Origin of the sequence: Flavobacterium sp. ZB4P23 (assembly GCF_003970375.1) — a bacterium.
Taxonomy (GTDB): Bacteria; Bacteroidota; Bacteroidia; order Flavobacteriales; family Flavobacteriaceae; genus Flavobacterium.
Genome location: NZ_RYDK01000002.1, coordinates 18,764 through 44,226, shown reverse-complemented (window position 1 = coordinate 44,226; position 25,463 = coordinate 18,764). Strand labels below are relative to the sequence as shown.

Annotated in this window: 22 protein-coding genes and 1 pseudogene; 11 read left to right on the top strand and 12 right to left on the bottom strand. The window is 34.1% G+C overall.

All coding sequences use genetic code 11. The annotated features are described in order from the left end of the window. Positions 1 to 106: 106 nt before the first annotated feature. A complete protein-coding gene (purU, locus tag EKL99_RS03400) occupies positions 107 to 961 on the bottom strand; it encodes a formyltetrahydrofolate deformylase (RefSeq protein WP_126555609.1) in 855 nt (284 codons plus the stop codon). Between the two features lie 240 nt (positions 962 to 1,201). Between purU and EKL99_RS03395 the strand changes: the two genes are divergently transcribed. From EKL99_RS03395 to EKL99_RS03385, 3 genes are all read left to right on the top strand, one after another. Continuing rightward, complete coding sequence (locus EKL99_RS03395; protein WP_126576402.1) at positions 1,202 to 4,654, top strand: methylmalonyl-CoA mutase family protein; 3,453 nt, start codon at positions 1,202 to 1,204, stop codon at positions 4,652 to 4,654. Between the two features lie 476 nt (positions 4,655 to 5,130). Continuing rightward, positions 5,131 to 6,003, top strand: coding sequence for an alpha/beta hydrolase family protein (locus tag EKL99_RS03390; RefSeq protein ID WP_126576401.1), 873 nt, complete (start codon positions 5,131 to 5,133; stop codon positions 6,001 to 6,003). Positions 6,004 to 6,192: 189 nt separating this feature from the next. Further along, complete coding sequence (locus EKL99_RS03385) at positions 6,193 to 6,693, top strand: hypothetical protein (RefSeq protein ID WP_126460976.1); 501 nt, start codon at positions 6,193 to 6,195, stop codon at positions 6,691 to 6,693. Positions 6,694 to 6,754: 61 nt separating this feature from the next. On the opposite strand, the gene EKL99_RS03380 is transcribed toward EKL99_RS03385, so the two are convergent. Beyond that, positions 6,755 to 7,720 carry a TerC family protein gene (locus tag EKL99_RS03380; RefSeq protein WP_126460973.1) on the bottom strand — a complete coding sequence of 322 codons (966 nt, stop codon included), beginning with the start codon at positions 7,718 to 7,720 and terminating at the stop codon, positions 6,755 to 6,757. Positions 7,721 to 8,022: 302 nt separating this feature from the next. Between EKL99_RS03380 and EKL99_RS03375 the strand changes: the two genes are divergently transcribed. From EKL99_RS03375 to EKL99_RS03365, 3 genes are all read left to right on the top strand, one after another. Beyond that, positions 8,023 to 10,212 carry a glutamine synthetase III gene (locus tag EKL99_RS03375; RefSeq protein WP_126460970.1) on the top strand — a complete coding sequence of 730 codons (2,190 nt, stop codon included), beginning with the start codon at positions 8,023 to 8,025 and terminating at the stop codon, positions 10,210 to 10,212. 333 nt (positions 10,213 to 10,545) lie between these two features. Then, positions 10,546 to 11,724, top strand: coding sequence for an AIR synthase related protein (locus EKL99_RS03370; protein ID WP_126576400.1), 1,179 nt, complete (start codon positions 10,546 to 10,548; stop codon positions 11,722 to 11,724). A gap of 62 nt (positions 11,725 to 11,786) precedes the next feature. Next, a complete protein-coding gene (locus tag EKL99_RS03365) occupies positions 11,787 to 12,146 on the top strand; it encodes a hypothetical protein (protein ID WP_126460964.1) in 360 nt (119 codons plus the stop codon). Between the two features lie 516 nt (positions 12,147 to 12,662). On the opposite strand, the gene EKL99_RS03360 is transcribed toward EKL99_RS03365, so the two are convergent. The 3 genes and pseudogenes from EKL99_RS03360 to EKL99_RS03350 all read right to left on the bottom strand — a co-directional run. Then, positions 12,663 to 14,507, bottom strand: a complete 1,845-nt coding sequence (locus EKL99_RS03360) for a PLP-dependent transferase (RefSeq protein ID WP_126576399.1) — start codon at positions 14,505 to 14,507, stop codon at positions 12,663 to 12,665. A 250-nt stretch (positions 14,508 to 14,757) separates the two neighbouring features. Next, the gene (locus tag EKL99_RS03355; protein ID WP_126460955.1) at positions 14,758 to 15,225 is read right to left on the bottom strand and encodes a hypothetical protein; all 468 of its coding nucleotides are present in this window, start codon (positions 15,223 to 15,225) and stop codon (positions 14,758 to 14,760) included. Between the two features lie 81 nt (positions 15,226 to 15,306). Further along, positions 15,307 to 15,634, bottom strand: a pseudogene (locus tag EKL99_RS03350) (IS1595 family transposase); the annotation flags it as partial. 287 nt (positions 15,635 to 15,921) lie between these two features. Here EKL99_RS03350 and EKL99_RS03345 point away from each other — a divergent pair. The 4 genes from EKL99_RS03345 to EKL99_RS03330 are packed head-to-tail and all read left to right on the top strand — an operon-like array spanning position 15,922 to position 18,410. Next, positions 15,922 to 16,314, top strand: a complete 393-nt coding sequence (locus tag EKL99_RS03345) for a hypothetical protein (RefSeq protein ID WP_126460951.1) — start codon at positions 15,922 to 15,924, stop codon at positions 16,312 to 16,314. Further along, positions 16,315 to 16,935, top strand: coding sequence for a hypothetical protein (locus EKL99_RS03340; protein ID WP_126460948.1), 621 nt, complete (start codon positions 16,315 to 16,317; stop codon positions 16,933 to 16,935). It abuts the gene before it with no gap. A gap of 14 nt (positions 16,936 to 16,949) precedes the next feature. Continuing rightward, a complete protein-coding gene (locus tag EKL99_RS03335; RefSeq protein ID WP_126460945.1) occupies positions 16,950 to 17,741 on the top strand; it encodes a sensor histidine kinase in 792 nt (263 codons plus the stop codon). A gap of 3 nt (positions 17,742 to 17,744) precedes the next feature. After that, positions 17,745 to 18,410 carry a response regulator transcription factor gene (locus tag EKL99_RS03330; protein ID WP_126460942.1) on the top strand — a complete coding sequence of 222 codons (666 nt, stop codon included), beginning with the start codon at positions 17,745 to 17,747 and terminating at the stop codon, positions 18,408 to 18,410. 134 nt (positions 18,411 to 18,544) lie between these two features. Here EKL99_RS03330 and EKL99_RS03325 read toward each other — a convergent pair whose 3' ends face one another. Then, the gene (locus tag EKL99_RS03325) at positions 18,545 to 19,012 is read right to left on the bottom strand and encodes a DUF547 domain-containing protein (protein WP_126576398.1); all 468 of its coding nucleotides are present in this window, start codon (positions 19,010 to 19,012) and stop codon (positions 18,545 to 18,547) included. After that, positions 18,999 to 19,259: a hypothetical protein gene (locus tag EKL99_RS03320; RefSeq protein WP_126576397.1), complete on the bottom strand. Its 261-nt coding sequence runs from the start codon at positions 19,257 to 19,259 to the stop codon at positions 18,999 to 19,001. Before EKL99_RS03320 ends, EKL99_RS03325 begins: the two co-directional genes overlap by 14 nt. Before the next feature lie 310 nt (positions 19,260 to 19,569). Between EKL99_RS03320 and EKL99_RS03315 the strand changes: the two genes are divergently transcribed. Then, on the top strand, positions 19,570 to 20,829 hold the full coding sequence (locus tag EKL99_RS03315) for an asparagine synthetase B (RefSeq protein WP_126568308.1): 1,260 nt from the start codon (positions 19,570 to 19,572) through the stop codon (positions 20,827 to 20,829). A 257-nt stretch (positions 20,830 to 21,086) separates the two neighbouring features. Here EKL99_RS03315 and EKL99_RS03310 read toward each other — a convergent pair whose 3' ends face one another. The 5 genes from EKL99_RS03310 to EKL99_RS03295 form a co-directional block, all read right to left on the bottom strand. After that, on the bottom strand, positions 21,087 to 21,890 hold the full coding sequence (locus tag EKL99_RS03310; RefSeq protein WP_126576396.1) for an endonuclease/exonuclease/phosphatase family protein: 804 nt from the start codon (positions 21,888 to 21,890) through the stop codon (positions 21,087 to 21,089). A gap of 355 nt (positions 21,891 to 22,245) precedes the next feature. Continuing rightward, on the bottom strand, positions 22,246 to 22,404 hold the full coding sequence (locus tag EKL99_RS14400; RefSeq protein ID WP_156063251.1) for a hypothetical protein: 159 nt from the start codon (positions 22,402 to 22,404) through the stop codon (positions 22,246 to 22,248). A 379-nt stretch (positions 22,405 to 22,783) separates the two neighbouring features. Beyond that, positions 22,784 to 23,839 carry a type I restriction endonuclease gene (locus EKL99_RS03305; protein WP_126576395.1) on the bottom strand — a complete coding sequence of 352 codons (1,056 nt, stop codon included), beginning with the start codon at positions 23,837 to 23,839 and terminating at the stop codon, positions 22,784 to 22,786. Between the two features lie 164 nt (positions 23,840 to 24,003). After that, a complete protein-coding gene (locus EKL99_RS03300; protein WP_126555644.1) occupies positions 24,004 to 24,228 on the bottom strand; it encodes a hypothetical protein in 225 nt (74 codons plus the stop codon). A 559-nt stretch (positions 24,229 to 24,787) separates the two neighbouring features. Next, on the bottom strand, positions 24,788 to 25,456 hold the full coding sequence (locus EKL99_RS03295) for a response regulator transcription factor (protein WP_126460926.1): 669 nt from the start codon (positions 25,454 to 25,456) through the stop codon (positions 24,788 to 24,790). Positions 25,457 to 25,463 lie beyond the last annotated feature (7 nt).

The following is a 25,463-nucleotide window of genomic DNA, read 5'->3' as shown; positions in this document are numbered from 1 at the left end:
TGCATACTTTTTGTTCACTCGGTAGCAAGTTACACGATGGACTGTCTCAGGTTTTAATTTTGAGTTATCTTTTTGTTTAAGACCTGGATTTTAAAGGGTAATAAGTCTATAGAAATACTATCGTTTTATTGTCATATACTATTGTTTTTCTCTCGGCATGCAGTTTTATGGCTCTTGCCAAAACCGTACGTTCCAGATCACGTCCTTTCATGATGAAATTTTCAATAGAATGACTGTGTGTAACTCGGGTAATATCCTGCTCGATAATTGGACCTTCATCCAATTCCTCAGTCACATAATGACTGGTAGCGCCTATGATTTTAACACCTCTCATGAAAGCTGAGTGATAGGGTTTTGCCCCGGGAAACGCAGGGAGAAAGGAATGATGAATGTTGATGATTTGATTCGGGTATTGCGCAATCAATTTAGGGGTGATAATCTGCATGTAGCGAGCCAAAACAATAAAGTCAATAGTATACTGCTTCAGTAAATCCAGTTGTTTTTGCTCGCCTTCGGCTTTTGTATCTTTGGTAAAAGGTACATAATGAAACGGAATATTAAAACGGTCTGCTACTGGTTTCAAATCCTCATGGTTGCTTATTATCAAAGGAATTTCTAGTGGCAATTCACCAGCGCTGTGGCGTCCTAAAATATCATACAAACAATGGTCGTATTTTGAAACAAATAATGCCATTTTTGGTTTTTCATCTTGGGTGTACATTGCCCAGGACATATTAAACGGTGAAGCCAACGTTGCTTGAAAATCATTTTTAATAGCTTCAATATTCCAATTTTTGGTATTGAATTCACATTCTAAACGCATGAAAAACACATTCTCATTAGCATCAACGTGTTGGTCTAGGTAGATTATATTGCCATCAATGGAGGCAATATAATTTGTAACGGAGGCAATAATTGCTTTTTGATCTTTGCAATGGATTAGGATTGTAATTTTTTGCATTAGCATTTTGTTTTTAGCTTTGTTTTTTAGTAATGATTAGTGTTTTTCAAAACTAAATGTATCTGTGTTTATAAAAAAGTTAGATTGGGTTGTTTTATGTTTAAAAAAAATAGCCCAATTTTAATCTATTTGTTGTCCTGCATGGCATAAACTTTATTATTTATTAATAACCAACAGTAACAACGGATAATTTTTAAAATAAAATTGTAAATTGCAGTCTTAAATTATCATATTCATAAAATGGAACAACAAAAACCATATATCCCTAACAATAAAGTAAGAATTGTTACCGCAGCTGCGCTTTTTGACGGTCACGATGCTGCAATCAATATTATGCGTAGAATCATTCAGTCTACAGGCGTTGAGGTAATCCATTTGGGTCACGATCGCAGTGTGGAAGAAGTGGTCAATACCGCGATTCAGGAAGATGCGAATGCTATTGCGATAACTTCGTATCAAGGCGGACACAACGAATATTTCAAATACATGTATGACTTGCTTCAGGAAAAAGGAGCTGGGCAAATCAAGATATTTGGTGGGGGAGGAGGAGTAATCCTGCCTTCTGAAATTGCCGAATTGCAAGCGTACGGAATCACCCGTATTTATGCGCCGGATGACGGTCGCGCGATGGGATTGCAGGGAATGATTAATGATTTAGTACAACAATCTGATTATCCCGTTGGAGATAAACTGACGGATGAAATAAAACATTTGGAAGAAAAAAATCCAAAAGCAATTGCCAGAATTATTTCATCAGCAGAGAATTTCCCAGACATAGCGGCCAAAACTCTGGAAGTTATCCAAAAAAAGAATCAGGGTTGTAAAACTCCGGTTCTTGGAATCACAGGAACAGGTGGAGCAGGAAAATCTTCTTTGGTGGATGAATTAGTGCGTCGTTTTCTAATCGATTTCCCGGAAAAAACTATCGGATTAATATCCGTCGATCCATCAAAAAGAAAAACCGGCGGTGCCTTGTTAGGTGATAGAATCCGAATGAACGCTATTAATAACCCTCGAGTTTACATGCGTTCTTTGGCCACACGCCAATCGAATTTGGCTTTGTCTAAATATGTTGCCGATGCAATCCAAGTGATTAAAGCAGCAAATTATGATATCATAATCCTGGAAACCTCAGGTATAGGACAATCCGATACAGAAATCATGGATCACTCTGATGTATCCTTATATGTAATGACGCCTGAATTTGGCGCTGCAACTCAATTGGAAAAAATCGACATGCTTGATTTTGCTGATTTGGTAGCGATAAACAAATTTGACAAACGCGGATCTCTGGATGCATTGAGAGACGTGAAAAAACAATACCAACGCAACCATAATTTATGGGATGCGAATTTAGATACGCTTCCGGTTTTTGGGACTATTGCTTCGCAGTTCAACGATCCGGGAATGAATACGCTGTACAAAGCGATAATGGATAAAGTCCATGAAAAAACGAATTCTGATTTGAAATCAACATTCCAAATCACTCGTGAAATGAGCGAGAAGATTTTCGTTATTCCGCCACACAGAACCCGTTATTTGTCTGAAATTGCCGAGAGCAACCGGAAGTATGATGTTACGGCCGTTAGCCAAGAACAAGTGGCTCAGAAATTGTACGGGATTTTTAAAACGATTGAATCGGTTACTAGAAAAATCCCTGAATTGAATAAAACAGGAATTAATGACGATTCGGTTTTGCCAAGTGCTTTAGAATCTGAAAAACCGGGTGCTGCTGAGGACAAAATATTTTTAAATCTTTTACTAAATCAATTTGATAAAATAAAAATGGATTTGGATCCATACAACTGGGAAATCATTTTGACTTGGGACGAGAAAGTAAACAAGTACAAGAATCCGGTGTATACGTTCAAAGTTCGGGATAGAGAAATCAAAATGGCCACGCACACGGAGTCCCTTTCACATTCTCAAATTCCGAAAATTGCATTGCCAAAGTACAAAGCTTGGGGTGATATTTTACGTTGGTGTTTGCAGGAAAACGTTCCTGGAGAATTTCCCTTTACCGCAGGTTTATATCCTTTTAAACGTGAAGGAGAAGATCCATCTCGTATGTTTGCCGGAGAAGGCGGACCGGAAAGAACGAACAAACGTTTTCATTATGTAAGTGCGGGATTACCGGCAAAACGATTATCAACGGCTTTTGACAGTGTGACTTTATACGGAAACGATCCACATGTACGCCCTGATATTTATGGAAAAATAGGTAATGCCGGAGTTTCTATTTGTTGTTTGGATGATGCTAAGAAATTATATTCTGGTTTTGATTTGGTTCATGCAATGACTTCGGTGAGTATGACTATTAATGGACCGGCACCTATGTTATTAGGGTTTTTCATGAATGCAGCGATTGACCAACAATGTGAGTTTTACATCAAAGAAAATGGCCTTGAAAAAGAAGTTGAGGTAAAAATCAACAAAATATATGCAGCAAAAGGAGTTGAAAGACCGCATTATCAAGGGGATTTGCCCCAAGGGAATAACGGTTTAGGGTTGCTGCTTTTGGGTGTAACCGGAGATCAGGTTTTACCTTTGGAAGTGTATAACGAAATAAAAGCAAGAACGTTATCTCAAGTTCGTGGAACCGTTCAGGCCGATATTCTTAAAGAAGATCAAGCGCAAAATACCTGTATTTTCTCTACTGAATTTGCGTTGCGATTAATGGGTGACGTACAGGAATATTTTATTACTAAGAATGTAAGGAACTTTTATTCGGTTTCTATTTCAGGGTATCATATTGCCGAAGCGGGAGCAAATCCAATTACACAATTGGCTTTCACGCTCTCTAATGGGTTCACGTATGTAGAATATTATTTGAGTCGTGGTATGAATATCAATGATTTTGGACCCAACTTATCGTTTTTCTTTTCGAATGGTGTAGATCCTGAATATGCCGTTATCGGTCGTGTGGCACGTAAAATTTGGGCGAAAGCCATGAAAAATAAATATGGCGCTAACGAGCGTGCGCAAATGTTGAAATACCACATTCAGACTTCGGGACGTTCTTTGCACGCACAGGAAATAGATTTCAATGATATTCGTACTACTTTGCAAGCGTTGTATGCGATTTATGACAATTGTAATTCCTTGCATACCAATGCGTATGATGAAGCAATTACAACACCTACAGAAGAATCTGTGCGTCGTGCGATGGCAATTCAGTTGATTATCAATAAAGAATTAGGACTGGCCAAAAATGAAAATCCAATTCAAGGTGCTTTCATTATTGAAGAGCTAACGGATTTAGTCGAAGCGGCAGTTTTATTAGAATTTGACCGAATTACAGAACGTGGTGGCGTGCTTGGAGCTATGGAAACCATGTACCAAAGAAGTAAAATTCAAGAAGAAAGTTTGTATTATGAGACTTTGAAACATACAGGTGAATTTCCTATCATTGGTGTGAATACGTTTTTGAGTTCCAAAGGTTCTCCAACAGTAATCCCCGCCGAAGTAATTCGCGCCACAGAGGAAGAAAAACAATACCAAATTGATATGTTGAACCATTTGCATCAATCCAATCAGGATATAGTGAAGGATCATTTAAATACGCTTCAGGAAGCAGCCATTAAAAACGAAAATTTATTCGAGCATTTAATGGAAGCGACCAAGGTTTGTTCCTTGGGACAAATAACAGCTGCTTTATTTGAAGTAGGTGGACAATACAGAAGAAATATGTAAGCAGAGAACCACTTTTTGCATCGCAAAAAGTGAGTGAATCGCTTATCCCGCTTTTGGGCGGGATCTAAGGTAATCAGTATTGAATTGCATCGCAAAAAGTGTGTGAATCGCTTATCCCGCTTTCGGGCGGGCGTGATCTAATTTTTTTTTTTAAAGACCTTACAGTAATGAGAGGTCTTTTTTTGTTCATGTAATTATTGCGACTTTATTACATTTATTCTAAAGTAGCTGTTGGGTGTAATCCAATGCGTTTAATTTTTTAACCACATAGAAACATAGATTTTAAAATTATGTAAGTCGTTTCACTTTTTTGGAGAAAATCATAGCTATATGAAGCCAAAAATTGGGCTGTCCAACTCTTTTTTTCTATGTTTCTATGTGGTTCATTTTTTTAGTTAAGATTAATTGAAATTTTCATTAATTACACCCAACGAGTTAAAGTACTATATTTACATTTTACCTTAAAACCGAATAGTATGAAAAAACTTCAAATTGTATTCTTATTTTTTCTTTTTGGCCATGTTGCCGTTTCTTATGCCGCAAAAGCCGATACATTGCAAATTCCTAGTATGGCAATGAATAAAACGTATAAAGCTGCGGTAGTATTACCAAGTTCGTATGCAAAAAGCAAGATTAATTATCCCGTGCTTTATCTGTTGCATAGCGCTTATGGTCATTTTAATGATTGGTTGTCTAAAACTCCGGATAAGAATTTATTGCACAATTTAGCAGATCAGTATAATATCATAATCGTAATGCCGGAAGGAGAAACATTCAGTTTTTATCTTGATAGTCCTGTGAATAAGGGAAGTCAGTTTGAAACCTACATTACAAAAGAAGTAATTCAGAAAGTAGACAATACCTATCGGACAATAAACAACAGAAAAGGACGTGTTATTACGGGACTTTCTATGGGAGGTCACGGAGCATTGTATCTTTCGACAAGACATCCAGAACTATTTTGTGCAGCAGGAAGTATGAGCGGCGCTGTTGATATGGGAAGCATGATTAATCCGGAATCTAAGGAAAGAGTTACTAAATTAATGGAACCTGTTTTTGGGATTGAAGGAGCGCCACAGGAAGTATATGCCTCCAGTGCAGTTTTGAATATGGTGGATAAAATAAAAAGTAACAAACTGGAATTGATTATAGATTGCGGTGTAGATGATTTTTTGATTGAATCCAATAGAGAATTACACCGAAGGCTTGTTTATAATAAAGTTGCTCACGATTATACGGAACGGCCAGGAGCGCATACGTGGGAATATTGGGAAAATGCGTTACCTTCTCATGTGTTGTTTTTTAGCAAAATTTTAAACAATAATGACGTGGCTGTTGTGGAGAAATAATAACCGAATAGTAATAAAATTTTAAAAAAGCCTTTCATCTGAGAGGCTTTTTTAGTTCCTTTTAAGCCCAGGATTATTAGGTATAATTTAAGTTTTTTTTCCATAATTGAAAAGCACTTTTTTTTGAAAATAAAGTTTGGCACAATTCATGAATAGAGTTTTTTAATATAAATTATAAAACGATAACGAATGAAAAAAATTACCTTATTTTTAGTTTTCATCGGGATGATGACTCTACAAAGTTGTGAAGTGACAGAACTATATGATACCGTTGATAACGGTCCTCGAACTGAAGTGTATGAAGTTACAACTTCGTTCAACTCCAATAATAATTATAGCAGCTTGGTTGTATTTGATCCGCCAATTTATTCTTCGGATTCTGTTTTAGTATACCATTTGTATGATACGGTAAATGGAGCAGATATTTGGAAATTAATGCCTCAAACGTATTATCTGAATAATGGTGGTGAATTAGATTTTAATTTTGATTATTCCAGGTTTGATGTTAAAATTTTTCTTGCGGCTAATTTCAATCTGAATACTTTAGATTCCAGTTGGACACAAAATCAAACTTTTAGAATAGTAATTGTACCAGCAAATTTTGCCTCTACAATAAACAAAAATAATATGGATGCAGTTATGTCCTCATTGAAGGTTAGTAAAAGTGAAATTCAAAAAATAAATTTATAATTTCAGAGAAGTCAAAAAAAAAAGGAAATCGAAAGATTTCCTTTTTTTATAGACCTTAAAATTAGGAGACAAACTCTTTGCTGTTTTTTCTAAGTGAAACTACAATTCCCACTATAAGAGCCACCGCTATAAAAGCCAGTGACATCCATTCCGGAATTTCATAATTGTATTTTTTTAGTATGTCATGGGTTAACATTTTCACACCAACAAAACTTAAAATAGCGATTAGACTGTATTCCAGATAACTAAATTTAGCTAACATATTAGCCAGAAAGAAATACATGGATCGCAATCCTAGAATGGCAAAAATATTAGAACTGAAAACTAAAAAGGGGTCATTAGTAATGGCTAAAATAGCAGGAACACTATCAATGGCAAAAACCACATCCATGACTTCAATAACCACAAGAGCTACAAATAGAGGGGTTGCGGCAGTAATGTGTCTTCTTTTGACAAAGAAATGCTCCTCATCCATATGATTAGATATGGGCATTATTTTTTTTAGGCTTTTATAGACGAATGATTTTTTAGGTTCAAATTTTTCATTTTCATTTCCAAACAACATTTTCATGGCAGTATAGATCAGGAAAGCACCAAAAATATACGTCATCCAAGAAAATTTATTGATTAGCATAACGCCAAAAAAGATCATTAGGCCTCTAAAGAATATTGCCCCTAATATTCCCCAAAATAAAACACGATGCTGGTATTGTGGCGGAATTTTAAAAGCAGAAAAGATTATGGCTATGACAAAGATGTTGTCAATGCTTAATGATAATTCAATTAAATATCCGGTAATGAACTTTATGGATGCTGTTGTGGGAGTTAATTGATCCGGATTTGCGATATAATTATTGTTGTAGAGCCAATAAATAACGCCGGAAAACAGGAATGATAAAGTAACCCATATTGCAGTCCACTTACCCGCTTCTTTTGAACTTATAATATGTGGCGTTTTGTTGAAAACACCTAAATCAAGAGCCAAGAAAATCATTACGGCTACTAAGAAAGAAATCCAGACAATCATATATCATATATTTAAAAAGTTGCACAAAGATACTTTTAGATTGTTTAACTTCAATAAATATTTAATCGAAAGTTTGCTGTTGTTTGTGATTGTCTATGTTTATTTTATTTTATGAAAATATCAGTAAAAATAAATAGGGGTGTTTAAATTGCTAAGTTGTTATTATAATTAATATTTTTTGTTAATTTAATAAATTTGACGTGGTTACCCATAAAAAACAGAGGTAATATTTTATAAAAGTAATTATTAAATTATATTTGCATCAAAATAATAGGGGGTTTAATTAATTAAAACAAAATTGTATGTCATCATTACGTTTTCAAGCTTTGAAAGAAGCATCAAACAGAGTTCCAGTAAAATTTGAAGAGACTGATAGAAAATCAACTATTTTTGGTTCAAATGTCTTTAATGACAAAGCAATGAAACAGTTTTTAACTTCAGATGCTTTTAAAGGAGTGCGCGATGCAGTTCAACATGGAACTAAAATAGACAGAAAATTAGCGGATTATATCGCAATGGGAATGAAAGAGTGGGCCTTGGCTAAAGGGGTGACTCATTATACACACTGGTTTCAGCCACTTACAGGAACAACCGCTGAAAAACATGATGCTTTCTTTGAAACTTCGTATGATGGCAGTGATCCAGTAGAGAAATTTGGTGGCGCTCAATTAGTACAACAAGAACCGGATGCATCTAGTTTTCCAAATGGTGGAATCAGAAATACATTTGAAGCTAGAGGGTATACAGCTTGGGATCCAACATCTCCAGCATTTATTTTTGGAACTACTTTGTGTATTCCAACGGTTTTTATTTCCTATACGGGGGAAGCTTTAGACTATAAAACACCTTTGTTGAGAGCTTTGACCGCTATGGATGACGCTGCTACCGAAGTATGTAAATATTTTGATAAAAATGTAAAAAAGGTAACTGCAACTTTAGGTTGGGAACAAGAATATTTCTTAATTGATAGATCTTTAGCAAATTCGCGTCCTGATCTTATGATGACCGGTAGGACTTTGTTAGGACATACATCGGCTAAGGGGCAACAATTAGATGACCATTATTTTGGGTCTATACCTACTCGTGCCTTAATGTATATGAGAGACTTGGAACAAGAATGCATGTTGTTAGGAATTCCTGTGAAAACACGTCATAATGAAGTAGCACCAAATCAATTTGAATTGGCTCCTATTTTTGAAGAAACAAATCTTGCTGTTGATCATAACTGCTTGTTGATGGATGTGATGCAAAAAGTAGGAGAACGCCATGATTTGAAAGTGTTGTTTCATGAAAAACCTTTCAAAGGAGTGAACGGTTCCGGAAAGCATAATAACTGGTCCTTGGCAACAGATACAGGAGTGAATTTATTGAGCCCTAGTAAAACTCCAATGAGTAATTTACAGTTTCTGACTTTCTTTATCAATACAATAAAAGCAGTAAATGATTACGAGTCTTTATTAAGAGGTGCAATTGCTACTGCAAGTAATGATCATAGACTAGGGGCAAATGAAGCACCACCAGCAATTATATCCGTATTTATTGGGGCGCAGTTGACTAAAGTTCTAGCAGAATTAGAAGGTGTAACTGCAGGGAAACTATCTCCAGAAGAAAAAACAGACTTAAAACTAAATGTAGTAGGGAAAATTCCAGATGTTCTTTTGGACAATACAGATAGAAATAGAACATCACCATTCGCTTTTACAGGAAATAAGTTTGAGTTCAGAGCAGTAGGATCATCAGCTAACTGTTCTAATTCAATGACGACTTTGAATACTATTGTAGCAAAACAATTAAAAGATTTCAAAATTGAAGTAGATGCGCTGATAGAATCTAAAGACATGAAAAAAGATGATGCTATTTTCAATGTTTTGAGAGAGTACATCAAAGTTTCTAAGAAAATCCTTTTTGAAGGAGACGGATATAGTGAAGCATGGGAAATTGAAGCAGGTAAAAGAGGGTTAAGTAACTTTAAAACAACTCCTGAAGCACTAAAAGCAAGAGCTTCTAAGCAAGCTTTAGATTTGTTTTCTGAAATGGGTATCATGAATCATATTGAAGTGGAGGCACGTTATGAAATAGAATTAGAGGAGTATACTAAGAAAATTCAAATTGAAGGTAGAGTTTTAGGTGATCTTTCTCAAAACCATGTTATTCCAACAGCCATTCGCTACCAAAACACTTTGATTGAAAATGTGAAGGGACTAAAAGAGATTTTTGGTGCTGATTTTGAAAAAATTGCAAAAGAACAAATCATTTTAATCAAAGAAATTTCCGGACATATTGAGGGGATCAATTCTAAAGTTCATGAAATGACCGAAGCTAGAAAGAAAGCCAATGCAATTACTGATGCACATGAAATGGCCCTAGCTTATTGTGATAAAGTAAAACCATTTTTCGAAGAAATTAGAAGCCACTGTGATAAACTGGAGCTGTTAGTGGATGATGAGATTTGGACACTAACAAAATACAGAGAATTGTTATTTACGAAGTAATCTACTTATTAACACATCGAGTGTCATTATAAGTCAAATAATATCTGGATTTACCGGTGCTCTAGGGTAGTATTATTTTTTGACGCATGCATGCTTGATTGGGAGTAATTTATTGCGCCATTGAAATTTAATAAAAATGTCTATCTGTTTCAGGTAGACATTTTTTTGATGTTTTGCACCTTGAAAGGCTAAATTGAAGGGTGTAAACAAATATTCTTAGTATGACAATTTTAGCAAGAAACACTTCTGATGACTCGATAGGCAAAACCCAAAAAAATAATTACCTTTGCCGCACAACTACCTGCATAAAAGCAGACTTCACAACTAGACTACATGAGTTCAGATACTTCAAAAAGATATGCGCTTCGCGGTGTTTCGGCATCCAAAGAAGATGTTCATAATGCGATAAAAAATATTGATAAAGGATTATATCCACAAGCTTTCTGTAAAATTGTCCCTGATTATTTAACTCAAGACGAAGAATATTGTCTGATCATGCATGCTGACGGAGCGGGAACTAAATCCTCTTTGGCCTACATGTATTGGAAAGAAACAGGCGATATTTCTGTTTGGAAAGGCATTGCCCAAGATGCTTTAATCATGAATATTGACGATTTATTGTGCGTGGGTGCAACGGATAATATTCTGCTTTCATCAACCATTGGAAGAAATAAAAATTTGATTACCGCTGAAGTAATTTCAGCAATTATTAACGGAACCGAAGAACTGATTAAAGAACTGGAATCTTTTGGGGTGACCATTCATTCAACAGGTGGAGAAACTGCTGATGTAGGCGATATTGTTCGAACTATAATTGTAGATTCAACAGTAACTGCTCGTATGAAACGCAGCAAAGTAATTGATAATGCTAATATTAAAGCCGGTGATGTAATTGTAGGATTGGCTTCTTTTGGCCAGGCTACTTACGAGAAAAACTATAATGGCGGAATGGGAAGCAACGGGTTAACATCGGCGCGTCATGATGTTTTCGGGAAATATTTGGCAACCAAATATCCGGAGAGTTTCGATGCTTTAGTTCCTGAAGAATTAATCTATTCTGGACAAGTAAAATTGACAGACGCCGTTGAAAATTCACCAATCGATGCCGGACAATTAGTGCTTTCGCCAACCAGAACGTATGCACCAATCATTAAGAAAATTTTAGACCAATATTCTTCCAATCAAATTCACGGAATGGTGCATTGCAGTGGAGGAGCCCAAACTAAAATTTTACACTTTGTAGAAAACCTACACATTATAAAAGACAATTTATTTCCAGTTCCGCCATTATTTCAGTTAATTCAAGAACAATCTAAAACGGATTGGAAAGAAATGTACCAAGTTTTCAATTGCGGTCACCGTATGGAAATTTATGTTCCGGAAGCTGTTGCACAAGACATTATTGCGATTTCAAAATTATTTAATGTTGATGCGCAAATCGTAGGTAGAGTAGAAGCTGCTACTTCAAAAAAACTGACTATTACCAGTGAATACGGAACTTTTGAATATTAAAAAGCTTCAATTGAAGTTCATTTTTCAATCTTTCAATTCTTTAATCTTTTAATTTTTTATCTATGTACGAATTGGTTTTTTGGAAATATCTGGAGGGAATTTATCTCAACCATCACGAAGTTTATGAAGCTGTTTCAGAAGAACAAGCTGAAATTGAAGGTCTTGAAGAACTTCCGGTACAAGTCATTTTGAACAGAATTGCTTCTGTATTCTCCAAATGGGAAAAAGTAGACGAGAACAGTTGGAAAAATAACTATGGTGCAGGTGCTTTTCATATCAGGATGACGCCCCAAAGTGTAAAAATTGATTGTTATGGCACTGAAGGAAAAACAATGGATACTTTAGTGAATATAATGGATGAATTCAAATGTTCGCTGTATGATCCCCAAGTTCCGGAGCGATATGATGAAATGAGTGAATAAAATTTTCACGTCTATCGCGGCTATGAGAATCAGTGATGTAAGTAAGTCGAAAGTTTAAAAGTCGTAAAGTCAAAAGAATTAACTTTAAGTAAAACAGCTTTAAATCATATTGTTACATGATTTTATCCTGATTTTAAAATACGACATTATACCATGGTTATTACTTATAACCCAAATTAGTTTTAAATCAGCTTATTTACCGCTGGTGTATTCAGAAGAATTGGTGTTCCATAACCAATTTTCTTCAGCTTTTTTAACTGCGTTTCAGCATCACCTACCACTAAATAGATCATTTTATCAGCATTCAAATACTTTTCTGAAAGCTTTTTTATGGAGCCAATAGTAATTTTGTTTGGTATTAATAACCAAATCTTTGACCTATCCCTCCACAGTGGTTTACTTGTAATGGTTGTCTGTTTCTGTAAAAAAAAATCAGAAAATTCTATTTTAGTTAATATGGATCATTACTTAGTTTTTTCCTTCAAGGTTAAATAGAGGAATGGTATAGGATCAGAATTAAATTTGGCTGACAAAATCTAAAAAAACTTTTTTGTGAAGTTCTAAATCCATGGTAGGAGAAAGTGCTACACGTACGATGTAATCTTTGTCACCCTCTTTAGTCGTCCCTTGAGTTGATGTTGCTGGAATTGTCCAGTAACATCCTTTTAACTGCCCATAACTCACACAAAACTTGCTTTCATTAGGTATTTCTCTAATCATTAAATTTATTAACCTAAGATTTAACTCTCTTTTATGAGCTTCTTTTTCTTCCGTTGTGTTCCCTTTACTGGGAAGGTCTAATGAAAACACAGAGGGGGTAAATCCTTGGTCTGCCAATGCTGACGAAACAAAATTAATTTTCGCCGCTGGTAAAGTTTTTTTTATGAAGTTTACAAATTCATGTGTATTATGATATGCATCCTTTATTCTTTGATTCATAGAAGGCAATTGTTTTGCCAAAATCTCCATTTGAAGATTGGTAGCCTCATTATCGCAAAGTTTTAGATGAAATTCTATTTTTTTCATCAACCCTTCCGTTTTTTTATTTCCCACACAATAGCCCGCAGTACATTGCCCGCCACTTGGAAATTTAGATCCGCTTACATATGAAATGGTCCTAATTGGTGATAATATATCCTCTTCACCTAAAAAGTGTACATTTGGACAAAAGGTTTGATCTAAAACAAAAATAGGATCTGTAGCAATTTTACCAGTTGCAGTTTTTCGCTGTTTACTCAAAGTAGCGCTTAATTTGAAAAGATCCGGAACTTCAACTCTGGGATTTGTTGGAATTTCAGCAATTATGATTGGAATAGCATCCTCGTCAGCAATTTTATCTAAAAGAAGCGCAATACTTTCAACCATATCTTTACCACCGTCAACCAGTAAATCCAGTATTTCAACAGAGTCAATGCAAGCAGCAACTCGTCTGGCTTGGTCGTTTGTACCACCGTAACAATTGGGGGGAACAATAATTTTGATCGCCTTTCCTTTATGGTTTTCCTTCGCATCATGAATTAATCCCATGACAACCGCATATTGAATTGATAGTCCACTGGAAGCAATTAGTGCTTTTGTCTTGCTTCCGGTAATGGTCGCAATCGAATCTAAAACCATTGCTTTGTTTGTCTCGATAGTATTCTCTTTTGGTTCTAAAGAAGATTGTGCTGTCAGAATTTTCAACATAGCAAGACAATTGGCTGGCGTCATTGCAATGGTCTCTCTTCTTCTGACATGCTGAATTTCGGGGATATAACTTTCGTTTTGGTCTCCATTTACAACTAAAATACTTCCAAAGTCAGAATGAACATTGATAAAAAAGTCAATGTTTTTGGTAAAATCAAAAGTGCTAATTTCATCTTGCTGCGTAATGAAAATGGTACTCCCGTCAAACTTGGAAATGGCTGTTTCTTTTTCAATCTTCTTTAAATCAAATGTATAGCCATAAATGTGCTGAAGTACTTCAACATCAAAAAATTCTGGTAATTCACCAGTGTAAATAATTTGAGTGTTTTTGCCAGCTAATAAATTTTTCCTTAGTACTGCCAAAATCGGAGTCGTCTTTGAGGAAAAACTAATTACATTTTCTGGTTTTAAATGATGTAAGTGGGCAATCACCCATTCTAATATACAAGATAATGGATGCCCTAATCGAATATAGTCATAAGCAGTGGGTAACTCTCCTAATGCCTTTGATTCAGAATTATTGCTATTAAATAAAATTTCAAACTGTTCTAAGAATTGAGTTTTTGCCAATTTTTCGTCATAAATATCTAGTCTGTGAGTTGTTAGATTCAACCAGCCAGTTGGCTTATTTTCTAACACGTCTTTAATATAACGTACTATTTTATTGTCTTTCATAATTTCCACCTTTAGATAAGATGGTAATATACAGTAATTAGATTTATTTAAAAGTGTTACAAGAGGTTTTATTATTACAGATCTGTTGTCAGTGTTGTGAAAGTGTCAGGAATAAATCCTCTAGGAGTGCTCTTTTTGGTTAGTCAGTAAATAAATATATGGCATAGAAACTTCAATCAGAATTCTTTAACAAAAATTATTTCGTCGGTCTTAAAAAAGATATTATTAAAAAAAAATAGTTTACCCGTAATTAAAAAATCCCTAAACGAATGCTCGGAGTGCTTACTCGCACCGGAGTGTTTATTATAGTACGATTTGGTCTTCTCTGATAGTTGTGTCTGTTGTCGTATTGGTAATAATAAAACTGGGCATTGCTATAAAAATAATCGCTATGGTGATCGTGATTGCAATGTTGGTGATGTTCTGCGTATGCCTCTTTTTTTCCTTGAATGTAGGCGCGATAAGCTTTTTTGTTGTTTTTCTTTAATTGTTTTTCGTATTTTTTTTGTTCTTTCCAAAAAGCTTTGTCTTCGCTGTTGTTTTGAGCAGTAAACTCCTGCTCATATTTTGCATCCTCTGCAGCGCGTTGTTGGTAATAAGTTACCGTAGCTTGTTTTGTGTTTTTTTTTGGTTCATCGGTACTATTGGCTTCTTGCGCATTTATATTTATGGCAAAACCAATAGTGATCAAAATGAGTAAGGCTTTAAATGTGTTCATAATTTTTATTTTAGTGATTATTGAGTGCTTCTTTATTGATAGCATTCTCAAGTAAGACAACTCTAAAGCAATTTACCCTACCAAGGGTTCATAATGTTTGTGACCCAACATACGTTGTATTTCTAATGCCGAAAAACTCTTTTGTGACAGCATCACGAGTTCAATACAGAGCATCCAATATTGGAAAAGGCAAATTAGTATTCTCCATAACGGTGCCTGAACGAAGACTGACACGACTACCGCATTTTTTGCATTGAAATTTTAAATCTGCCTTACGAAAGTAATGTTCGGTGTGTTGACACTTTTTACATACAATTACCATTTCAAGTAGTTTAGCTTTGAATCCCTTATTACGTGTGGCTTAATCAGGGTATTTCTCTAAAAATTCAGGTAGGTTCATAGCTCGTATTTAATAGGTTGATGACTCAAAAACAAGCTATTTTTAGCATTGGTACAAGTGACGGATAGTCATATTAAATTAATACCATTCAGCAGGGCTAATACAAATTAGGTTCTCTACAAACCAAATTAGGGTTACAAAAACTAAATAAGCGATCAGGGCGATCGGTGCTTATTTTGAAAACTAACCCTATAGCTTGTATAATTACTAAGCTGGTTTTGTATAAACAATAAAAAACAGTAGTTTAGCTAATAATTTTTTATTTATAAAATCCGTAATCTGCAAACCTAATAAATATGTCACAAGAAACTACTTCTGGAAGCCTAAAAAAAGGAAAAGTTGTGAATGTCATTCCGTTAAAAACAGCCCAAAGATGGGCAAAACGATGGTCTAAACGAGAAGGGGATTATAACAAACACCATCATTTAAATGCTTTTTTGATCCCTAAAATTGATTTAGTAGAAGTCCTCAAAGAAGGGGTCGATGCAGTGAGAGCATACATAGGAGTTGATGATGATGGAGTAGAAAAATTAATGATTGTGGGAACAAAATATGATCCCCTAACTCAAATTTATGTTGATATGATCACTCAAGACAATGGTGACGCTGGTGCAACGGAAGATGATATTTATGATTTTACGTCTCCTTGTCCATCTACTTGTGATCCTGAAACTCTAATGCTGCAATAGATGTTAAATGTATTTATATATGTAGGTCTCTTGGTTTTATTTTTGAATTTTGTTTTATTTATCCGGTGCTTTTCTCTTCAGGATAAAGTATTTAAGATTTTTACAGGATATTTAGGGTTGGTTTTAGTTATCCAAATAATTTCGAATGTCTTGGCAAGAGTTAATATTAATAACCTTTATTTGTCTCATTTTTATTTTGTGGGTCAGTTTATAATACTCAGTTTTTTTTACAAAGTTTTATTAAAAGAGACGTATCAAAAAAAGATTGTTACAGTGGGTTTGTATGCTGGTTTAGCAGTCATTGGAATTCAATACGTACTAGATCCGAGTTTGTTTTTTAAATTCAATTTATTCGAAATATTCATTACCTCTTTTTTAATAGTTAGCTACGCAACCCTACATCTTTACAACATATTAAATGAGAAAAAAGAGTATTATTATATCAATATGGGTATTTTACTCTATTTATTTGGAAGCACCATTTTATTTATAGTAGGAAATTTGACAAATATATTGAGACTGGAATACACAAAAATACCTTGGGTATTGAACTCAGGACTCTATATAGTCTACCAATTATTCATTTTACTAGAGTGGAAAAAAAGTTTTTCCAAAAAGTAATTAAATAAATATTTATGAAGGCAGAATTAATAAATGAAAGTGATATAATCGAAATAATTATTTATTCCTGTGTTGCTTTTCTTTTGATGGGATTCGTCTTAATCTTGTTTTTCTATTTTTCGAGAAAAAAAATTATCCAGAAAGAATTAGAAAAAAAAGATCTGGAAATCCAGTATCAAAAAGAGCTATTGAGTGCCGTAATTATTACGCAAGAAGAAGAGCGCAAGCGTATTGCCCAAGATTTACATGACGACATCAGTTCTCAGCTTAATATTGTGTCTTTGAACAGTCATTTGTTAAATACTCCAAATTTGACCAAAGATGAGGTAGGAACAATTACCGAGAATATCATCAATCTGACTGCCAAAGCGCTGGATAGTTCCAGGAAAATCGCACACGGTTTGTTACCTCCGGTTTTAGATAAATTTGGACTAGATGCAGGAGTGGGAGAATTATGCATGGAATGCAATAGTTCTCAAGTTGTCACGGTAAATTATGAAAATACAACCTTCTTTGATATTAAAGATAATATGAAGCATTTACACGTATTTAGAATCTTGCAAGAGTTGATCAATAATTCCATTCGGCACGGTAAGGCAACTGTCATATCTATTCTTTTTGAGGACAATTACGGACTCAAAAAATGCTCTTATTCTGATAATGGAATTGGTTTTGATATGAAAAATAAAGACAAGCAAAAAGGTCTTGGGATGAAAAATATTAATAGTAGAGTCGCTTTTTTAAACAGCACTATTGTCATTAATTCAGCTGTAAATAAAGGGATTACGGTCACTTTTAATTTTTAAATAATGAATGATGTTATTCAAATAATTTTAGTAGATGATGAAATTCTTTTTAGAAAAGGAATCTCTTTTTTGCTGGAACGGGAAACAAATATTGAGATTGTTTTTGAAGCCTCCAATGGGGATGAATTGATTTCCTACCTTCGCAGTACTAAAAATCATCCCGATATTATTATCATGGATCTGAAAATGCCAATTTTAAATGGAGTCGAAGCCACTAAGATCATCCATAAAGAATTCCCTGAAATAAAAATTATAGCGCTAACCAGCTATGATTCTAAATCTTTTGTGGCGAATATGATTGATGTTGGTGCTGTTTCCTATGTGATAAAAAATGCGACACCACAAGAATTGCTTACAACCGTAAATGAAGTGGCTTTAAAAGGATTTTACTATACGGAATATGTCATGAAAATTATTCAAACCAATATTTTGAACACTAGAAAAACGAAAAGTAACTTTGATAGTGGATTTTTGAGTGTACGTGAATTGGAAGTACTCAAACTTATTTGCTATCAAAAAAGCACCTTAGAAATTGCAGAGCAACTTTTTATAAGTCCAAGAACGGTGGAAGGACATCGAAATAACTTGTTGCTTAAAACAGAATCCAGGAATATTGCAGGATTGGTTGTGTATGCGGTTCAAAATGAAATTATGCCGTTTGAAGATTAATCAGAACCCATTTGTACTAAAAGCAATGCTGGATGCACTTTTTTTTTGCAAAAAAAGAGAAGATTTTTTTAAAATTTTAAACAACTTAAATTCAGGTTTTAAGATAAGGGATTCCTTTAACAAATGCCAATGGACTAAGAAATAGGGTGCTTTTTTTCGATTCTGTTATACGGCTTGAACTTTAACGAATATCCTTTGAAATCTTTTTTAAAAATAGTTTTCAGCATTTTTTTTATGGATTGTATTCCGCCAAAATCCCGTAAATAGGTAAACAGAAATTGCGATACGATCATTTTTTTTGATTCATGGTCAAATTCAGTTTCAAATTTGATAAAATCAGTGGTGACAGTAGCAAGCTGTGATTCAATTTCATCACAATTAAAATAATCAAACGGATCAGGATTTAAATTTGTAGCTCTTAACGCAAAGTGAATTCGGTAGTCTAGTTTACTGACGGCTAAGGTTTTTATAAAACCAGAATAAAATGGATTGGTTACATATCCTAATCCTATTTTGAATTTATTTTTTCTTAAAATACCATGTTCAATATCATTTAACGAGAATATGGAACGTGCAATCTTTATCCTTTTAAGACGATACATAGTGTCGTCTTGTTTCGTTTAGAATAATGAGATAAAAAGCATTATAGATATTAATCCAAAAAGTTTTTTTTAAAGCATCAGTGTCCAGACTCTTTTCGATTTTTGTATGTCTGATATAATAAAGTTGTCTTCTGAGGGAAGTCGTATCTTTTCCTAATTTTGCAGTTGATAGGATTTCTTCTGATAACGCGGCATAATAATTTTTTGAAACAATTGGTTGTGGTGTTTTTTGGTCTCGATTTAGCATTACAGAAGAAAATAATTAAAACATAAAGTGTAAAAAACAACAATAAGTCCTACTAACAAAGAAAATCCAATTTTTTTAAAAATAGTTTTAAAATTAAAATGGTTATTGTTTTCCTTTGAATTTAGTACTAAATTTTTCATTTAATGTAGATTAGGTTATAGTTACAAATTTATAGATACTAATTCGTCTGGCTTTAGGTGTTTTTACGTGGTTTTATTTAAATTAGATTGGTGCATTCATTTTAAAGTTAAATTATTCTCATTTGAACGGCTTCCTTTCTATCTTTGAAATATAAAAAGGCAATACAATGATGTACAAGCGATTTATATATATTCTGATTTTTCTACTATCAATTTCCGTAAAAGCTTCTTTTATTTTGTTGCCAATGGATGAAACCACGCAACAAAATCACTTGAAGGCGTATGGAATTACGTTTTGGTGTTTGGAAAAAAATCACAAAGTCAGCTGGCTACTCAACTACCGTGGCGGTTCTTTTTTAGTGCCTGATGCGCAGGAAATACGCAAAGAGTGCCAGATTAGAGGAGTGAGTTTTGAAATAATCTCTGATGAGGAAGAAGTGATACTCTTAAATGAAATCTCCAGTCCGTCCCAGAATATGGAATCCGTTATTTTAGAGAAAGCACCAAAGATTGCAGTGTATACACCAAAAGGGAAACAACCGTGGGATGATGCAGTGACGCTGGTCTTGACCTATGCTGAAATTCCTTTTACAGCTATATATGATCAGGAAGTGTTGGGAGACCAATTGTTGCTTTATGACTGGTTGCACTTGCATCACGAAGATTTTACCGGGCAATACGGTAAGTTTTACGGAGCGTATAAAAATGTACCTTGGTATATTGAACAAAAGAAAGAAGCTGAAATACTGGCGACAAAATTAGGGTTTTCAAAAGTATCTGACGAAAAGGGAGCTGTGGCTAAAAAGATTAGGGACTTTGTAATAGGAGGTGGGTTTATGTTTGCAATGTGCTCCGCAACAGATAGTTTTGATATTGCTCTTGCAGCGGATGGAGTAGATATTTGCGAAGCTATGTTTGATGGGGATGTGAGTGAAGGCAATTACCAATCGAAGATGAATTATAGTAATTCTTTTGCTTTCAAAGATTTTATCTTAGAGCGAAGACCTGAACAATATGAGTTCTCTGATATTGATATGACCTCTAAACGAAGAATTCCTATGGAAAAAGATTATTTTACCTTAATGGAATTTTCGGCAAAATGGGATCCTATTCCCACTATGTTGTGTCAAAATCACACACAACTTGTCAAAGGATTTATGGGACAAACAACATCATTTGATGCGGTACTTGTAAAATCGAATGTTTTAGTCATGGGGACAGGTGAACTTAATGGCGAAGCCCGTTATATTCATGGGCAGAAGGGGAAAGGGATGTTCACTTTTTATGGGGGTCATGATCCGGAGGATTTTCAGCATCAGGTAGGCGATCCCCCTACAGTTTTGGACTTGCATGCAAATTCACCCGGATACCGTTTGATTTTGAACAATGTGTTGTTCCCTGCAGCTAAAAAGAAAAAATTAAAGACATAGAATAAAAAAACCAATCAGTACCAATTGGTTTTTTTAGCCCTGATGGTATTGGTATACCACGCTTTTTAGCGTGGATAAAACGAACAGCAGGAATAGCTCCAAATAATTTAAAATCAAAAAAAAAGCCACCTGTTACGGTAGCTTTTGTGATGTAAAAGATAAATGATTAAACGCTTCCATCTTCATTTTCCTTGTCTAAATATTCCTGAACAATATCAATTGCATTAGTCACAACATCACTTAATGCGGTGTGGATATCAATTCAAAGAAAATTCAAACCAAATAGGAACGTGATCGGATATTTTTCGAGCTTCTTTTTGTGTGCTAAAATTTTTATAAAAAGGAATAATACCGGAATTTAGAAGTGTAGTTTTAGAAGTTTTGTAATACATATTATCAAATTCAGAAGCGAGACAAATCTCTTTTTTGCATTCTTGTTTCAACGAGGTTTTTTGGTTTACTAAAATAGATTGAAATCCCATTTTTTTCAACGAATTGAAAACCGAATGTGATTGCGGACAGTTGAAGTCTCCTGCAAAAATTAAATTCAAGGTGGGATATTCATCAGGTAAAAATTTGAAATATTTAATCTCGGTTTCGGGTTGCATTTTTTTAGTAATAGCATGAAAATTCACCAGCGTGAATTGTTTGTTTTCATATTGAAAAGTGCAATAATAAGGCTCTCTCTCAATCTCTAGATGGTATTTTTTTTCGAGCCAAGCTTTTCCTATTTTCTTTACTTTGCTCGTTTTCCAAATGAAGGCATATCTTTCGGTTTTATAGGCACTGCTGCTGGTGGGGTCACTGATCACATACTCCCATTTAGCTCCTTTTCGGTTGAGTTCATCTGTTAATCGTGCTACTGCCTGTGCGCCTCCATATCCGGCAACCACTTCCTGAATGGCAATTATGTCGTAATCTTTCAGCGTTTTTGCAATATAAGTAATGGTTTCTTCGGATTTCGATTTTCCAAAATTGGCTATGTTCCAGGAAAGGATTTTGGTTTGAGCGAAAGCAAAAGTGGCTAGGAAGAGGAACAGTAAGGAAAATAGGGGTTTCATTTAATTAGGAGAATATTAGTATCACTTTTTACGGATAGAATTAGAGTAGCTCAAACGTATGATAATTAAATGGAATTTGAGGAATTTTTCGAGTCTTATGGATTGTTTAATATTGTTTTCTGATGTATTTTATTTTGGTTATATCGACAAAGGAGAAATTTCATTACTTAGACTTGTTATAGGATTCTCCTTTTTTGAAATAATAATAATTGTATGTACTAGAGGCAGTATGGTACAAATAACGGGTAGTCTTGAAAGATAATTACAATTTTAATATTTGATTTTTTTTGAGATTCATATAATTTTTTTTAAAGTTTGGTATAAACAATCAAATGATCATAGTTAGGAACTAAAGCTAATTCTTGTTGTTATTTATTTTATAGTTGTAAATCCCTTTTTGGACTTCATTGATACTGTTGATAGTCTCCAGTTTTAATTTTGCCAATATTTTTTCTTCTATAATTTCACCATTTTTCAAACGGATTTTTATGCTATAGCTTTTGTGTTCATTCATTTTTAAAAAAATAAATACAATCAGAAAAAAAGTAATCAGTAAGATTAGGTCTATTTGCAGGTATAAATAGGAAAGAAAACCCAAGGATAGTAATGCCCAAATAATTATAAATGTATAAACCGGCCTCATTTTATTTACTTTAACGTGAGTCTTGTCTAACTCAGAAAATAATATTTTTTTGTGTTTTATAAGTCAATATTATTCCGTTTTCAGTTACCGTTATTTTTCTGAAATTGTTATTAAAAATCATTTGTTTAATTATAATTAAATATTCTTGTCAACTTTTAGAATTTATGGTGCAACAGGTACTTTAATGACTTAGGTTTAAAGGTCATATTACAGGATTTATTTCGTATTGTAAATACTTTTACAAAGCAAATCACTTCCCTTCATAAGCCCCAACAGTTTCCAATAATTCCTTTTCAAATTGATAAATGTCATCAATTGACTGAATGTGATGTTTTATTTCGATTTTGTTTTCATTGAAAAGGCCAAGATATTTTTTAGTTCCGTTGAGATGCAACCTGCATAAAGGTTTGCGGTTGTTGTCATCAAGTAAAATCCCAAAGTAGGATTGAGTATCCCGAGGAACGATTCTGTTTACAGGAATTTTACGCCTTAGAATAGCCACGACAATTCGGTAGGCTTCCAGTTCTTCGTCACTGGTAACCACTTTGTTCGCTTCTTCAATGGGTTCCGTTTTTTCTTCCTGTTGTTTTATTGTTTCTTTATTTAGTGCGGCATTCAAGCGGTCATTAATTTTTTCGTTGATAAATTGATTAAATGCTTTTTGAACTAACATTTTGAATTCTTCCATCACTTTTTCCGTAAGTCTTCCAGCATATACTTTATTAGCAAAGAGTTTTATAAAATCATTCGAGGGATTTTCCAGTTCGTCATTAATCTCTTTTTTGATTTCTTTGGTATATTTTAAAGCACTCGCATTGTTTAGAATGTGATCTACATTAAAACTTGATTTATGGAATTTAGCAATTTCAATGATCGAATTTTCTTTGAGATTGATGATGTCAAACTCCAGAAAAGGCTTCTGGTCCATTTTGTTTTTCTCGTCTAAATCGGTATAAAATTGATATTGAATGCCATTAGTTAAGAGTGCAAAACGAGTTTTTGTGACATGAAAATAGCGAAATAGTTGTGAGCTGTGCACTGAAAGGTTTTCTTTCCAGCTTTTGCATTCAACAATTAGGATGGGTTCACCGCTCTGGAAAATAGCATAGTCTACCTTTTCTCCTTTTTTTAATCCAATATCGGCAGTGAATTCAGGGACTACCTCCAGCGGATTGAAGGCATCATAGCCAAGCATGTTGATAAATGGGAGTACAAATGCGTGTTTGGTTGATTCTTCGGTTTCGATTTTGTCTTTTAACTGAATGATTTTATCCGCTAGGGATTTTAGTTGAATGGTTAATTCCATAGTATTTTGTTGCTAATTGGTTTCAAAATTACTTCCGTAAAAGATAACTTCTTTACGGTTTTCCTCATTTGGATTGTTTTTTCCGAATTTTATACGCTATATCAATAATCCGCCGATACTCAGTACAACTATTTGTATTGAAAACAACAGGATGTATTTCATAATTATAATTTTTTCCATTGATTCTTTTTTTTACGTTCCGATGTGTAAATAACTTTACCTTTTCGTTGTCTTGAAGAGCTTTTTAGCTTTTCTTGAGGTATAGCAATCCCAATTGGACTTTGTATTGGATTTGCAAGAGGTATTTGATTTTTTCTTTTTAACGAATCAGTTTGCGTATTTGTTTTTTTGTCTATAGCTGTATCCGTTTGTTTTGGTACTATTAACACATCGTCATCATATTTTCGATGTATTTGGTTGTGAAGTATTTGTCGGTGTTGAGGTTGTTTTTTTGGTTCTGATTTGCAAGATGTTAGGATGCAAAATGACAGTATAAAAAAGATGGGTTTTTTTATTTGGTTTTTGAACTCCCGATAGTTGTCCTTTGTCAAGATCCTTCCTTCGGAATATCGAGCGAATACTAAATTGGTTATTGTAAACTGGAGCATTTGTTTCATTTGATTTTTTATAAACCAAATCTAGCAACTTTTGAAATCTATTTTTTACGGGAAACCGTAAAGACATCATTTTTATTAAAATCAGGCTATGATTTGCCAATACAATGGTCAAAAAAAGAAGTGAATTTAAGCTAATATCGCATACCTATCTTTGGTACAACCGTAAAAAAAATATCAATTCTACCGCTATGTTTTAGGATTTAATCACCGTGTCAAAAATCTTTGGAGCGCTGTAAATGACCTTAGCAATTGATTGTTTTTGATGCTTTTAAATTGCAGTAATAACGTTATTGGAATATTTTTTTTAGTTTTTAATAGTCTGAAATGCGAATTAGACTAATCCTAAATCTTTAGTGATGGCTATAAGATGTACGTTATTGTTTGCTTTGAAATATATTTTAAGCCTATTGATGCGTTTTTCAAGACTACTGGTGCCACTAGGAATAATTCCGGAATTTTTAAATTCCGAAGCAATATCCTCCAGGGTTAATCCATTGGATAAAGATTTTAAAAGTAAAATATCATAGGCTTCAATTTCAAAAAGGGATTTGTTTCTTAAAGCATGGCGTACTTCCTCAGATGGATGAAGGTTCTTATTATTATAAATATTTTGTATCGTTTTCTTGAGTTCCGGAATACTGTCTCTTCCTTTTGATACATAGGCATTTATTCCTAAATTAGTATACAGTGATTTTATTCTAAAGGATTTGTCTTCTATCGAAAACACAATGGTTTTAAGTTCAGGCTGTTCTTTTTTTACGGCTTCAATGAGTTCCTCACCAGAGGATAATCGATCCTGACGGTGATCGGGTTTAAATGATAAATCACTAATCAACAAGTCATAGGGAACTTTGTCATGAAGGGCTCTTTTTATTTTTAGGAAAGCTTCATCACAGTATTTGGCATGGTGAATTTCTAAAATAGAAAGCTCTCTTAGTGCTTGAATTATTGCGATGCTTATAGTGTCTAAATCTTCGGCAACTAAAACTTTATGGAACATATGGACT

Coding starts and splice junctions, on each gene's coding strand:
- EKL99_RS03345 (WP_126460951.1), top strand. CDS start 15,922: ATGTCACAAGAAACTACTTCTGGAAGCCTAAAAAAAGGAAAAGTTGTG.
- EKL99_RS03295 (WP_126460926.1), bottom strand. CDS start 25,456: ATGTTCCATAAAGTTTTAGTTGCCGAAGATTTAGACACTATAAGCATC.
- EKL99_RS03320 (WP_126576397.1), bottom strand. CDS start 19,259: ATGCTAAATCGAGACCAAAAAACACCACAACCAATTGTTTCAAAAAAT.
- EKL99_RS03380 (WP_126460973.1), bottom strand. CDS start 7,720: ATGATTGTCTGGATTTCTTTCTTAGTAGCCGTAATGATTTTCTTGGCT.
- EKL99_RS03365 (WP_126460964.1), top strand. CDS start 11,787: ATGTACGAATTGGTTTTTTGGAAATATCTGGAGGGAATTTATCTCAAC.
- EKL99_RS03390 (WP_126576401.1), top strand. CDS start 5,131: ATGAAAAAACTTCAAATTGTATTCTTATTTTTTCTTTTTGGCCATGTT.
- EKL99_RS03370 (WP_126576400.1), top strand. CDS start 10,546: ATGAGTTCAGATACTTCAAAAAGATATGCGCTTCGCGGTGTTTCGGCA.
- EKL99_RS03340 (WP_126460948.1), top strand. CDS start 16,315: ATGTTAAATGTATTTATATATGTAGGTCTCTTGGTTTTATTTTTGAAT.
- EKL99_RS03330 (WP_126460942.1), top strand. CDS start 17,745: ATGAATGATGTTATTCAAATAATTTTAGTAGATGATGAAATTCTTTTT.
- EKL99_RS03395 (WP_126576402.1), top strand. CDS start 1,202: ATGGAACAACAAAAACCATATATCCCTAACAATAAAGTAAGAATTGTT.
- EKL99_RS03375 (WP_126460970.1), top strand. CDS start 8,023: ATGTCATCATTACGTTTTCAAGCTTTGAAAGAAGCATCAAACAGAGTT.
- EKL99_RS03360 (WP_126576399.1), bottom strand. CDS start 14,507: ATGAAAGACAATAAAATAGTACGTTATATTAAAGACGTGTTAGAAAAT.
- purU (WP_126555609.1), bottom strand. CDS start 961: ATGCAAAAAATTACAATCCTAATCCATTGCAAAGATCAAAAAGCAATT.
- EKL99_RS03305 (WP_126576395.1), bottom strand. CDS start 23,839: ATGGAATTAACCATTCAACTAAAATCCCTAGCGGATAAAATCATTCAG.
- EKL99_RS14400 (WP_156063251.1), bottom strand. CDS start 22,404: ATGAATGAACACAAAAGCTATAGCATAAAAATCCGTTTGAAAAATGGT.
- EKL99_RS03315 (WP_126568308.1), top strand. CDS start 19,570: ATGTACAAGCGATTTATATATATTCTGATTTTTCTACTATCAATTTCC.
- EKL99_RS03385 (WP_126460976.1), top strand. CDS start 6,193: ATGAAAAAAATTACCTTATTTTTAGTTTTCATCGGGATGATGACTCTA.
- EKL99_RS03310 (WP_126576396.1), bottom strand. CDS start 21,890: ATGAAACCCCTATTTTCCTTACTGTTCCTCTTCCTAGCCACTTTTGCT.
- EKL99_RS03325 (WP_126576398.1), bottom strand. CDS start 19,012: ATGTATCGTCTTAAAAGGATAAAGATTGCACGTTCCATATTCTCGTTA.
- EKL99_RS03355 (WP_126460955.1), bottom strand. CDS start 15,225: ATGAACACATTTAAAGCCTTACTCATTTTGATCACTATTGGTTTTGCC.
- EKL99_RS03335 (WP_126460945.1), top strand. CDS start 16,950: ATGAAGGCAGAATTAATAAATGAAAGTGATATAATCGAAATAATTATT.